Genomic DNA, 11,708 nt, shown 5'->3' with positions numbered 1-11,708 from the left:
CCTGCCAGACGTTAATGGGGGCGCCTGAACAGGGCGCCCCTTTCCAGCCGCAGACAGGCCGACACGGGGTCGGATGTCCGAGGCCAGACAATGGTCCAATGATCTGCGGAACACCCGAACAACAGGGGCCATCATGGGACTATTCATCCTCCGACGGTTCGGCGTCATGCTTCTTACTGCATTGTGCCTGACTTTCGTGGTCTTCTTTCTGACCAACCTCTACCCGAACCTGGAAAAGCTTGCGAAAACGCAGGGCAACCAGCGGATGTCCGACGAACAGGTTGAGACCTGGTTGGACAATCGCGGTTATCTGCAACCAACGCTGGTCAAATACGGTCAATGGCTGGGGGTTTTGCCAGGCTATACCAAGACACTTGATGACGGCACGTTCCTTGGAACGTGTACCAGACCGGGGTCGACCGAGGAAACGACCTCCAGATATTGCGGTGTTTTGCAAGGCGACTGGGGCTATTCCAGCGTGTTCAAAGACGAGGTCGGCACCATTGTTGGCAAACGCCTGGGCAACACCGGCTATCTGATGTTTTGGGTTTTGGTCCTGATGGTGCCATCCGCGCTACTGGTCGGAGTATTGGCCGGGATGCGCGAAGGATCAGCGCTTGACCGGTCCCTCTCCACCTTCTCGATCATCACGACGGCGACGCCGGAATACGTATCAGGCGTGATCTTCATCGCGATCTTCACCTCGTCCACCGTGGGCCTGAAATGGTTCAAGGGCACTGCAACGCAAGCGATGGACAATCCGACCTTTGAGAACTTCTTTCTGCCGGTTCTGACCATTGCGCTTTACGGGATGGGCTATATCGCCCGGATGACCCGCGCTTCGATGACCGAGGTGATGACCGCACAATACATCCGTACCGCGCGTCTCAAGGGTGTTTCCTTTGGCAACATCGTTATGAAGCACGCGCTGCGCAACGCTCTGATCGCCCCCTTTACTGTCATCATGCTGCAGTTCCCATGGCTGCTGAATGGCGTGGTAATTGTTGAAACCCTATTCAACTACAAGGGTTTCGGCTGGGCACTGGTACAGGCGGCGGGCAACAACGACATTCAGCTCTTGCTGGCGATTTCGGTCGTGTCGGTCTTTGTGGTGCTGGTGACGCAGCTGATATCCGATATCGGCTATGTCTACCTCAACCCGCGCATCCGTATTTCGTAAGGGAGATAGATCATGGAACCTCTTAGCTGGACCGGCTCTATCGCCATTCTAAACCCTATCCTGATGATCGCGCTGGCTGCGTTGGTCGTATCTATCGTCGTCTGGATCATCGGCAGCATCGTCCTACCCGAAGCCCCGTTGAGCTTGAATGCGGACGGCACGCTCAGCTCAGGCACAGGACTGCGGGGATTGACCCAATCAGCCTTGAGATACAGCTTTTTCGCCTGTGTCGTCCTTGCGCTGGCGTATATCGTTCTTGGCATCCTCATGGGTACCAGTGCCGGGATCGTCGGCGCGATCTCACAGCAATTTCTGCCTGTGTGGTTGTCGCTGATCATCCTGTTTGCAATGTCGATCGCCTTCAAACGACGCCTCGGGCTGTACGGAAAACTGTTCGACAGCCCCATCGGCATGATCGGCTTTGGTCTTGTGATGTTCTGGGTCTTTACCGGGATCTTCGGTGCGCTGGATCTGATCATCACACATGACCCGCTGAGTCAGGTCTCTGGCATGAAAAACAAAGTGCCCGGAACGCCCCTGCAAAACCCTGAAGACGGCGAGTATGCCTGGTACCTTCTGGGCGGCGACAACCTTGCCCGCGACGTCTTTAGTCGCATGGTCAAAGGCGCATGGATCGTGGTGCAGATCGCACCGCTTGCGACCATGTTCGCATTTATGGTCGGGATCACTCTGGGTCTTCCAGCAGGGTATTACGGAGGACGTCTGGACACGTTCCTGTCCTTCCTTGCCAACCTGATCCTGGCTTTCCCGGTAATCCTGTTGTTCTACCTGCTGGTCACACCCGAAATCGTGGCGACAGGCGTGCCGAACTATATGGCGGCCGTTTTGTTCATATTCCCGATCTTGTTCATCGGCGTTCTGCTGAACTCGCGGTATTACACCCGCCCGAATTTCCGCACTCCGCTGTTGATCGGGGTTCTGGGTATCGCGCTGTGGCTGTATCTGTCGCTGATTTCGACCGATGGCTACATCATCAACACCGATGATTACGGCATTTGGGGCTTGCCGACCTATCTGGACCTGTTCGATATCCCTGGCGGTATCCTCGTGGTGTTTGTTTCGGTTGTCTTCGTGAACTCACCCACCGTGTTCCGCATCGTGCGCGGTCTCGCGCTGGACATCAAAACACGGGATTACGTGGCTGCGGCACAGACCCGTGGCGAAGGCCCGTGGTACATCATGCTGTGGGAAATCCTGCCCAATGCACGTGGTCCGCTGATCGTCGATTTCTGTCTGCGTATCGGCTATACCACGATCCTGTTGGGAACCTTGGGTTTCTTTGGATTGGGACTGCCGCCGGAAAGCCCGGATTGGGGCTCTACGATCAACGAAGGGCGCAAGCTGTTGTCGATCTATCTGCACCCTGCCCTTCCGCCTGCCTTTGCCTTGCTGTCGCTGGTTCTTGGTCTGAACCTGCTGGCAGATGGCCTGCGCGAAGAAAGCCTGAAGGACTGATGTGAGAGCGACCGGGGGCTTTGCCCCCGGACCCCCAGGATATTTTTAGCCAGATGAAGGGGATCCCCGGACTCTCGCGAGGAGATACAAGATGAACAAATTGGCGGAATATGACGGCCCAATTCTTGAGATCGACAAACTTTCGATTTCTTTCTTCACCCGCCTTCGGGAAATTCCCGCCGTGATGGATTTTTCGGTCAGCGTACAGCCCGGCGAGGCTGTTGGACTGGTCGGAGAATCCGGTTGCGGCAAGTCCACTGTGGCACTTGGGGTCATGCAGGACCTTGGCAAGAACGGGCGGGTTGTAGGCGGTTCGATCAAGTTCAAAGGACGCGATCTGGCTGAGATGAGCGCGGATGAATTGCGCGATATTCGCGGCAATGAGATCGCGATGATCTATCAGGAACCGATGGCCTCGCTGAACCCTGCGATGAAGATCGGCAAGCAATTGATGGAAGTCCCGATGATCCACGAGGGAGTCGGCAAGGAAGAGGCCTATGCCCGTGCATTGGAAGTGGTAACGGACGTACGCCTGCCCGACCCCGAGCGGATGCTGAATTCGTTCCCCCATCAGCTTTCAGGGGGGCAGCAGCAGCGTATCGTGATCGCGATGGCTCTGATGTCGAAGCCGGCGCTGTTGATTCTGGATGAACCGACAACCGCACTGGATGTGACGGTTGAGGCCGCCGTAGTCGAGTTAGTCAGGGATTTGGGTAAGAAATACGGCACCTCGATGCTGTTCATCTCGCACAACCTTGGTCTGGTTCTGGAAACCTGTGACCGGCTTTGCGTGATGTATTCGGGTGAGGCGGTCGAGCGCGGCTCGATACACGATGTGTTCGACGAGATGCAGCACCCCTATACTCAGGCGCTGTTCCGCTCGATCCCGTTGCCGGGGGCAGACAAGAACGCCCGCCCACTGGTGGCTATTCCCGGGAACTTTCCCCTGCCCCACGAACGCCCGTCAGGCTGTAACTTTGGCCCGCGCTGCGACTATTTCGAAGAAGGCCGCTGCGACGCGCAGAACATTCTGATGGAGCCTGTGCCTGGTAATGACCGCCACCACACACGCTGTTTGAAGTTCAAGGAGATTGACTGGAACGCCCCGATCACTTTGGCCGACAAGAAAGAAAAAGGCGAAATCGGCCGCGTTGTCCTGAAAATGGACAACCTCAAAAAATACTATGAGGTAGCCGCCAATGCGTTGTTCGGGGGCGGTGAGAAGAAGGTAGTCAAAGCCAACGAAACACTGAGCTTTGAGGCACATGAGTCTGAGACGCTGGCGATTGTAGGCGAATCTGGGTGCGGTAAATCCACCTTTGCCAAGGTTTTGATGGGACTTGAAACGGCCACAGATGGGCAAATCCTTCTGGACAACCGCAACATCGAAGATGTGCCCATCGAAGAACGTGACGCCAAAACCGTGGGCGAAGTTCAAATGGTGTTCCAGAACCCGTTTGACACTCTGAACCCCTCGATGACCGTTGGGCGGCAGATCATCCGCGCGCTGGAAATTTTTGGCATCGGCAATTCCGAGGCTGAACGAAAACAACGCATGCTGGAATTGTTGGACCTGGTGAAGCTACCGCGCGCCTTTGCCGATCGGATGCCGCGTCAGTTGTCCGGTGGACAGAAACAGCGCGTCGGTATTGCGCGCGCCTTTGCCGGCGATGCGCGGATCGTTGTTGCGGACGAACCTGTGTCGGCTTTGGATGTGTCTGTACAGGCGGCGGTGACCGACCTGTTGATGGAGATTCAGCGCGAACACAAGACCACCTTGCTGTTCATCAGTCACGACCTGTCGATTGTGCGCTATCTCAGCGACCGGGTGATGGTGATGTATCTGGGCCATGTGGTCGAGCTGGGAACCACTGATCAGGTGTTCTCGCCGCCCTATCACCCCTATACCGAGGCTCTGCTGAGTGCTGTTCCCATTGCGGATACGTCGGTTGAAAAAGCGCATATCGTTCTGGACGGTGATATCCCCTCGGCCATGAACCCGCCCCCTGGGTGCCCTTTCCAGACGCGCTGTCGCTGGAAATCCGAAGTGCCGGGCGGGTTGTGTGAGAAAGATGTGCCGCCGGTGAAAACCTTGGCGGATGGACATCAGGTCAAATGCCATCTGTCCGAAGAAGTTCTGGCCCGCATGGAGCCGGTCATCAAAATCGCAGCCGAGTAACAGCCCAAACGCAAAGAACCGGCCACAGCGCCGGTTCTTTTCTGACTTGGGTTGGCTGGTGATCAGCCGCCCCAGATCACTTTCACATAGTTCTGGGTTTCTTTGTAGGGCGGCACGCCGCCGTGCTTTTCCACGGCTTTCGGACCGGCGTTATATGCCGCCAGCGCCAGCCGCCAGGATTTGAACTTGCGGTACTGCCACGACAAATAACGGGCCCCGCCTTCCAGATTCTGTTTGGGATCATGCGGGTTCACACCTAAAAGGCGCGCGGTTCCAGGCATCAGTTGCGCCAAACCCAGTGCTCCTTTGTGAGACACCGCGTGCGGGTTCCATCCGCTTTCCTGTTGCACCAGTCGCAAGAACAACTCTTCCGGGACACTGTGTTTCCGGGCTGCTTGCCGCGCCAGCGCCAGGTATTGGCCGCGATATTTACCATTATATCGCTTGATGACTTGAGTTGGCTGCGCTGTTTTGGGCTTCAGCCGTTCAGAACCGCGGTATTGGGTGGCAGCACGCGAGTCTAAAATCTTGGATTGTTTGAGGAAAATATCCTTACGGTTTTTGGTGGACAGGGTTTCTGCCGCAGCCGGAACCGAAACCAGCGCAAGGCACAGAACAGAAAAACAACCAACTAGAAAACGCATTTATGCCAATCCTGCTCGCTCTCGAACCCGAGTGATTATAGGTATTTCAGGCAAGAATAAAAGCTTGGTAAACAGAACCTGCGTAGTTTCTTGCCAACCGTTGCACACATCAACTGTGTTTTAACCACGACGTAGGCCGTATAGGGTCGCGTAGAAACTTTGCGTCAGATTCGGGCGCTCTCGACACAGACAAGAACGGGGAAATATATGGCAGGTTCAGTCAACAAGGTCATTCTGGTCGGAAATCTTGGCCGCGATCCTGAAGTTAGGAATTTCCAAAACGGGGGCAAAGTATGCAACCTGCGCATCGCCACATCCGAAAATTGGAAAGACCGCAATACTGGCGAGCGTCGTGAGCGCACCGAGTGGCACTCGGTCGCGATCTTCAATGAAGGGCTTGTCCGCGTAGCGGAGCAATATCTGCGCAAAGGCTCGAAGGTCTATCTCGAAGGGCAATTGCAGACCCGCAAATGGCAGGACCAATCTGGGCAGGATCGTTATTCGACTGAGGTTGTTCTTCAGGGGTTCGGCTCGACCCTTGTGATGCTGGATGCACGCGGCGAAGGCGGAGGCGGCGGCGGTTATGGCGGCGGACAGTCAGGCAGCTATGGCGGCGGTCAGGCGGGCGGCGGCTATGGCGACCCCTATGGCGGACAGTCCAGCGCCCCTGCCCCTGCACCTGCATCCGGCGGAATCGACGACGACGAGATTCCGTTCTAAGGCAAACGGAGACGAAACATGACATGGTCCTTCTCACTCGGCCGGGTACTGGGGTCGGAACTGAGGGTCCATGTCACCTTTTTTCTCCTACTGGGCTGGGTCGCCTTTGCGGCTTATTCCAAAGGCGGGATGCCCGCCGCGATCGACAACCTGATCTTTGTTCTGGCCCTGTTTGCCTGCGTTGTCGCGCATGAGTTCGGCCACGCGCTGATGGCGCGGCGTTACGGCATCAAAACCCCTGACATCACCTTGCTGCCTATCGGCGGGCTTGCCCGGCTCGAAAGGATGCCCGAGAAGCCCATAGAAGAAGTCTGGGTCGCTCTGGCCGGGCCGGCGGTAAATATTGTGATCTGGATCGTTTTGATGGCCATGGGGGCAGGAATGACGCTGGACTCCCTAGCCCGGATCGATTCGACCAGTGCCGGACTGTTGAACCGGCTTGCCTATGTGAATTTGTTGCTGGCCGTATTCAACATGATCCCGGCCTTCCCTATGGACGGCGGCCGGGTATTCCGCGCGCTTTTATGTCTGAAGATGGACCGGGTAAAAGCCACACGTATCGCCGCTCTGGCGGGTCAGGTCGTGGCGGTGGCGTTTGGTTTTCTCGGTCTGAGCACAGGTAACCCTCTGCTGGTTTTGATCGCCGTCTTTGTGTTCGTCGCGGCCAATGCGGAAAGCCACGATGTGGCCATGCGCTCAGTCGCGCGGCGGGTGCTGGCCCGCGACGCGATGATTACCGAGTTTCACGCCCTATCGCCCACCGACACGCTTGCAACCGCCGCACAGGCCGTCATTCACACCACGCAACACGAATTCCCCGTGTTGGGTCCGAATGGAGACCTGCTGGGCTTTATAGCACGCGGCACGCTGTTCACTGCCATGGCGCAAGAGGCACCTCGGTCAGATCTGGCAACTTCGATCATGGAAACCGAGATCCCGCGCGTTGAATTGACCACCGGCCTGGAAACCGTGCTGGGGAAACTACACAAGGGTGCTCCCGCCGTCGCAGTTTGCACCCAGGCCGGGACAATGGTCGGCTACATCACCCGCGAAAACATCGGTGAACTGATGGTGATCCGCGGACGGTGATCAGATCGTCGCCAATGCGTCTTCAAGCACGGACAACACAGCGTCCCTTGGGGCGTCCGAAGTGACGAACGCCTGCCCGATTCCGCGCGCCAGTATTAACCGCAACTGACCGTCGATGACCTTTTTGTCCTGCGCCATGAGATCAACCAGTGCCCCGGCACCCGGCAGATCTCCGGAAATGTCGGCCAGATCGGTTTTCATTCCCATTGCACGTAGGTGCGCCCGAACACGGCTCGGTTCCTCCTGTGAGCACAGCCCAAGACGAGAGGACAGCTCAAACGCCAGTGAACAGCCGATAGCGACACCCTCGCCGTGCAACAGGCGATCAGAATAGCCGGTGGCCGCTTCAAGCGCGTGACAGAAAGTGTGCCCAAGGTTCAGCAGCGCACGGTCGCCTTGCTCAGTCTCGTCGCGGGCGACGATGTCGGCCTTCATCTGAACCGAGCGTGTCACCGCCCGCACGCGCGCGGCCATATCGCCACCCGAAACGTCGGGACCGTTTCTTTCGAGCCATTCAAAGAACTCTGCATCGCCCAGCAGGCCGTACTTGACCACCTCGCCATAGCCCGACAGGAAATCCCGTTGGGTCATGGTGCCCAGAACCGAGGTGTCCGCCAGAACCAGAGAAGGCTGATGGAATGCCCCAATCAGGTTTTTGCCCTGTGGAGCGTTGATGCCGGTTTTTCCGCCAACAGAACTGTCCACCTGTGCCAGCAACGAGGTCGGTATCTGGACGAAACGGACTCCGCGCCGCAAAACGGCCGCAGCAAATCCCGCAAGATCACCGATGACCCCGCCACCCAAGGCGATCACCACATCGCGGCGTTCTACCTTTTCCGACAAAAGCCATTCAACCGCGCGCTCGAAATGCGGCCAGCTTTTGGTGGCTTCTCCTGCAGGCAAGGCCAGCGAGGTCATCTCGATACCAGCTGTTGCCAGACCATCCCGCAACGCATTCAGGTGCAACCTGGCCACGTTCTCATCCGTCAGAACAGCGACCTTGGGCCGATGTAGCAAGGGCGCAATCATCGTGCCGGATTGCACCAGCAGATCAGGCCCGATTTCCACGTCATACGAGCGTTCGCCCAGCTCTACATGTACGGTTTGGTGCATTTACTTCCGTTCCAATACGTCGGGGCGCGTCAACATCGCATTCACCACCCGGTCCACCATATTTTCAATCGAGGTTTCGCCATCGGACTCAACCGTCAGACCTGCCTGCGCATAAACCGGAACGCGGGCTTCGTACAAGTCGCGCAAGGTCGCATAAGGGTCAGCCGTGCGCAGCAAAGGCCGCGTGTCCTTGTGTTTGACCCTGTTCCACAACACTTTCAAATCAGCCCGCAGCCAGACCGAGACCCCGCGTTCGGTGATCATCTGGCGATTTAGCTCAGACAGAAACGCGCCGCCGCCAGTAGACAGGATGCCTTTTTCCTCGTCCAGAAGACGCCCGATGACCTGACTTTCCTTGGCGCGAAAGAACGGCTCACCATCACGCTCGAAAATCTCGGGGATGGTCATATTGGCCGCCGATTCGATCTCGGCGTCGCTGTCGAGGAAGGGAACACCCAGCCTTGCGGCCAAAGCACGGCCCACAGCCGTCTTTCCGGCCCCCATCATGCCAACAAGAACGACGGTTTTGTGCAGTTCAAAGACCGCATCAGTACCTTCTGTGTGGGTGTTATGCTTAATTTCGCTCATTTCAACGTGAATGACGTGATCTTACGAAAAATGCCAGCTATAACTATGGCAAAAGACAAAATTGGGGCAGCGTTGAGCAATGGGCCGTCTGATCAAGTTCCTGATATATATTGTTTGCCTGTGTTTTGTCGGGCTGGTGGGATATGCCTATCTGGGTCCGATATTCGGGGTGGATTTCTCGGCCCCGCAAGACGAGATCCGAGAGCCGGTAATCCTGAATGTTGAATAAAGCCGCACTGGCTGCCTTATTGCTGGCTGGATCAGCGCAGGCGCAACAGGCTCCTCTTTCCGTCATCGATTGGCTGACGGACCCTCCGGAAAACCTGCCAGGGACTGTCCTGTTGGAACCACCGGTCACGGAGACGGGCATTCAGCCGGATATCCAAGTCTCTCCGCTTGAGGCGCTGTCACAGCCGTTGGGGCTTGTGTCGTCGTCGGTGACCGGCCTGCCGGTGCACCTTTGGCAGAATAGTGATGCCGACCGGCTGGCTGAGCTGATCACCGATGTGCCGGTTCGCTATAACCCCGCGATGCAGCGGTTGTTGTTTACGCTGATCCTGTCCGAGGCCCGCGCGCCTGCCGGTTCCGGTGCCGAGGAAACGCTACTATTGGCCCGCATCGACCGATTGATGCAGCTTGGCGCAGCCGACCCGGCGCAATCGCTGGTCCAACTGGCCGGTCCGACCGACACACGCGACAGGTTCCAGCGCTGGTTTGACGCCACGCTGCTCACCGGGGACGAGGATCGCAGCTGTACGTCGCTGATCGCAAAACCGCACCTGTCGCAGGATTACGCCGCGCAAATATTCTGCAAGGCGCGGCGCGGTGACTGGCGATCAGCCGCCCTCACGCTGGAAGCAGCACATGCATTGCAAATACTGCCAGCAGAAGAACTGGATGTGCTGGATCGCTTTCTCAGCCCCGAGTTGTTTGAAGAAGCCGAATACCTGCCACAGCCAAATGATCCCAGCCCGCTGACCTTTCGCCTGTTTGAAGCCATCGGAGAGCGCCTGCCATCGGCCCCTCTGCCCCGTGCCTTCGCGAATGCCGACCTGCGGGACGTGGCCGGGTGGAAAGCGCAGATCGAAGCGGCTGAGCGGCTGACCCGTATCGGCGCGCTTACCCCCAACCAGTTGCTGGGCCTGTATACCGAACGGTCCCCGGCTGCATCGGGCGCAGTTTGGGACAGGGTGTCGGCCGTGCAACAGTTCGAGTCAGCGCTGGATTCGCGCGATCCCGAGAAAATCGCCCGGGCTTTAAATACTGTGTGGACGCAAATGCGCCTGATCGGATTAGAGGTACCCTTTGCAGAATTGTTCGCAGAACGCCTGTCGCAGATAGAGCTGACGGACCCGTCGGCGGAACAGCTGCGCTGGCGTATCCTGCTGTTGTCCGAACTGTATGAAACAGCGGCCCTTTCTGTGCCCGGTCAATCCGACGAAAATCACTTTCTGGCGGCGTTAGCGCAAGGCGATCCGGGGCGCGCGCGCTCTCCTTCGCCTCTGGCGGATGCGGTTGCGCAAGGGTTTGCATGGGCTGCTCCGGTCCCGTCGAATATCGAAACGATGCTAAACAATGATCAGCTGGGGGAAGCGATCTTGGAGACCATGCAGCGGTTTGCACACGGGGCACGCGGCAACCTAGTCGATCTGACAGCAGCCATTGCGACGCTGCGCCGTGTGGGTCTTGAGGACACCGCCCGCCGCGCCGCACTGAACTTGCTGATCCTGCAGGACCGCAGATAGTGGCGGCCCCAGCGACTCAGGACTTGTGGATTTCCACCTTTTTGCAAGCTCAGGCCGCCGAATTGGGGGCCGCGACCAATACGCTGCTAGCCTATGGCCGCGATCTGAAAGAATTCTCGGCCTGGTTGGAACGTCGAAAGACGGGTTTTCCCGACACACAAAGGGAACAGATCGAACAATACCTGATAGACTGCGACGCGCAGGGCCTGTCCCGTTCCACGCGCGCACGTCGGTTGTCGGCGATCAAGCAACTTTTCCGGTTCGCCTTCGAAGAAGGTTGGCTTGAAGCTAACCCCGCCATTCAGATCAAAGGCCCCGGGCGACAAAAACGGCTGCCCAAAACACTGGATGTCGCCGAAGTCGATCGTTTGCTTGAGGCCGCGCGCCGCACCGGTCGCAAGGATGCAGACCGGGTGCGCAACACCTGCCTGATGGAGGTTCTGTACGCCACGGGAATGCGGGTAACTGAATTGGTTTCGCTGCCGGTCTCCTCGGCCAGAGGTGACCCCCGGATGCTGCTTGTGCTGGGCAAAGGCGGTAAGGAACGGATGGTGCCTCTGTCCCCTCCGGCGCGCGATGCGTTGGCGGCGTGGTTGCTTATCAGGGACGAGGCCGAGGACAAGCAGGTTGCAGACGGTGCTCAGCGTTCCAAGTTCCTGTTTCCGTCTCGCGGCAAATCCGGCTATCTGACCCGGCACAGGTTTTTTCTGCTGGTCAAGGAACTGGCCGCAGAAGGTGGCGTTTCGCCGGAAAAAGTGACACCACACACCCTGCGCCATGCCTTTGCCACGCATCTTCTGGCCAATGGCGCTGATCTGAGGTCGATCCAGACCCTGCTTGGCCATGCCGACGTGGCGACCACGGAAATCTACACCCATGTCCTGGAAGAACGCCTGTCAGAGCTTGTGTTGCAGCATCACCCGTTGGCTAAAGACGGCGATGACGACGGCTAACCCCTTGATCCACAGCATGCG

Annotated in this window: 11 protein-coding genes; 8 read left to right on the top strand and 3 right to left on the bottom strand. The window is 57.7% G+C overall.

Translation table 11 applies throughout. The annotated features are described in order from the left end of the window. Positions 1-133: 133 nt before the first annotated feature. The 3 genes from QMP16_RS02110 to QMP16_RS02100 all read left to right on the top strand — a co-directional run bounded on the left by QMP16_RS02110 (position 134) and on the right by QMP16_RS02100 (position 4,835). Positions 134-1,180: an ABC transporter permease gene (locus QMP16_RS02110; RefSeq protein WP_058274233.1), complete on the top strand. Its 1,047-nt coding sequence runs from the start codon at positions 134-136 to the stop codon at positions 1,178-1,180. A gap of 12 nt (positions 1,181-1,192) precedes the next feature. Then, complete coding sequence (locus QMP16_RS02105) at positions 1,193-2,656, top strand: ABC transporter permease (RefSeq protein WP_058273779.1); 1,464 nt, start codon at positions 1,193-1,195, stop codon at positions 2,654-2,656. 91 nt (positions 2,657-2,747) lie between these two features. Continuing rightward, the gene (locus QMP16_RS02100; protein ID WP_282118615.1) at positions 2,748-4,835 is read left to right on the top strand and encodes an ABC transporter ATP-binding protein; all 2,088 of its coding nucleotides are present in this window, start codon (positions 2,748-2,750) and stop codon (positions 4,833-4,835) included. A gap of 62 nt (positions 4,836-4,897) precedes the next feature. Here the strand turns inward: QMP16_RS02100 and QMP16_RS02095 are convergent, their stop codons facing one another. Next, complete coding sequence (locus QMP16_RS02095; protein ID WP_113788946.1) at positions 4,898-5,479, bottom strand: lytic transglycosylase domain-containing protein; 582 nt, start codon at positions 5,477-5,479, stop codon at positions 4,898-4,900. 207 nt (positions 5,480-5,686) lie between these two features. Between QMP16_RS02095 and ssb the strand changes: the two genes are divergently transcribed. Further along, a complete protein-coding gene (gene ssb / locus QMP16_RS02090) occupies positions 5,687-6,199 on the top strand; it encodes a single-stranded DNA-binding protein (protein ID WP_058273781.1) in 513 nt (170 codons plus the stop codon). 18 nt (positions 6,200-6,217) lie between these two features. Continuing rightward, complete coding sequence (locus QMP16_RS02085) at positions 6,218-7,288, top strand: site-2 protease family protein (protein ID WP_282151046.1); 1,071 nt, start codon at positions 6,218-6,220, stop codon at positions 7,286-7,288. Here QMP16_RS02085 and aroB read toward each other — a convergent pair whose 3' ends face one another. Beyond that, positions 7,289-8,401, bottom strand: coding sequence for a 3-dehydroquinate synthase (aroB, locus tag QMP16_RS02080; RefSeq protein ID WP_282151045.1), 1,113 nt, complete (start codon positions 8,399-8,401; stop codon positions 7,289-7,291). Further along, positions 8,402-8,989 (bottom strand): shikimate kinase, encoded by a 588-nt coding sequence (locus tag QMP16_RS02075; RefSeq protein WP_282151044.1) that lies wholly within the window; start codon positions 8,987-8,989, stop codon positions 8,402-8,404. A 79-nt stretch (positions 8,990-9,068) separates the two neighbouring features. Here QMP16_RS02075 and QMP16_RS02070 point away from each other — a divergent pair, with 79 nt between their 5' ends. The 3 genes from QMP16_RS02070 to QMP16_RS02060 are packed head-to-tail and all read left to right on the top strand — an operon-like array spanning position 9,069 to position 11,687. Continuing rightward, positions 9,069-9,218 (top strand): hypothetical protein, encoded by a 150-nt coding sequence (locus tag QMP16_RS02070; protein WP_170557697.1) that lies wholly within the window; start codon positions 9,069-9,071, stop codon positions 9,216-9,218. Beyond that, positions 9,208-10,734 (top strand): hypothetical protein, encoded by a 1,527-nt coding sequence (locus QMP16_RS02065; RefSeq protein ID WP_282151043.1) that lies wholly within the window; start codon positions 9,208-9,210, stop codon positions 10,732-10,734. Before QMP16_RS02070 ends, QMP16_RS02065 begins: the two co-directional genes overlap by 11 nt. Then, positions 10,734-11,687, top strand: a complete 954-nt coding sequence (locus QMP16_RS02060; RefSeq protein ID WP_282151042.1) for a site-specific tyrosine recombinase XerD — start codon at positions 10,734-10,736, stop codon at positions 11,685-11,687. Before QMP16_RS02065 ends, QMP16_RS02060 begins: the two co-directional genes overlap by 1 nt. Positions 11,688-11,708 lie beyond the last annotated feature (21 nt).

Source organism: Ruegeria atlantica, from assembly GCF_947495585.1.
Lineage (GTDB): Bacteria > Pseudomonadota > Alphaproteobacteria > Rhodobacterales > Rhodobacteraceae > Ruegeria > Ruegeria atlantica_G.
Note: the sequence above shows the minus strand (reverse complement) of the source record. Positions and strands in the feature narration are given on the sequence as shown.

Coding starts and splice junctions, on each gene's coding strand:
- QMP16_RS02110 (WP_058274233.1), top strand. CDS start 134: ATGGGACTATTCATCCTCCGACGGTTCGGCGTCATGCTTCTTACTGCA.
- QMP16_RS02105 (WP_058273779.1), top strand. CDS start 1,193: ATGGAACCTCTTAGCTGGACCGGCTCTATCGCCATTCTAAACCCTATC.
- QMP16_RS02100 (WP_282118615.1), top strand. CDS start 2,748: ATGAACAAATTGGCGGAATATGACGGCCCAATTCTTGAGATCGACAAA.
- QMP16_RS02095 (WP_113788946.1), bottom strand. CDS start 5,479: ATGCGTTTTCTAGTTGGTTGTTTTTCTGTTCTGTGCCTTGCGCTGGTT.
- ssb (WP_058273781.1), top strand. CDS start 5,687: ATGGCAGGTTCAGTCAACAAGGTCATTCTGGTCGGAAATCTTGGCCGC.
- QMP16_RS02085 (WP_282151046.1), top strand. CDS start 6,218: ATGACATGGTCCTTCTCACTCGGCCGGGTACTGGGGTCGGAACTGAGG.
- aroB (WP_282151045.1), bottom strand. CDS start 8,401: ATGCACCAAACCGTACATGTAGAGCTGGGCGAACGCTCGTATGACGTG.
- QMP16_RS02075 (WP_282151044.1), bottom strand. CDS start 8,989: ATGAGCGAAATTAAGCATAACACCCACACAGAAGGTACTGATGCGGTC.
- QMP16_RS02070 (WP_170557697.1), top strand. CDS start 9,069: ATGGGCCGTCTGATCAAGTTCCTGATATATATTGTTTGCCTGTGTTTT.
- QMP16_RS02065 (WP_282151043.1), top strand. CDS start 9,208: ATGTTGAATAAAGCCGCACTGGCTGCCTTATTGCTGGCTGGATCAGCG.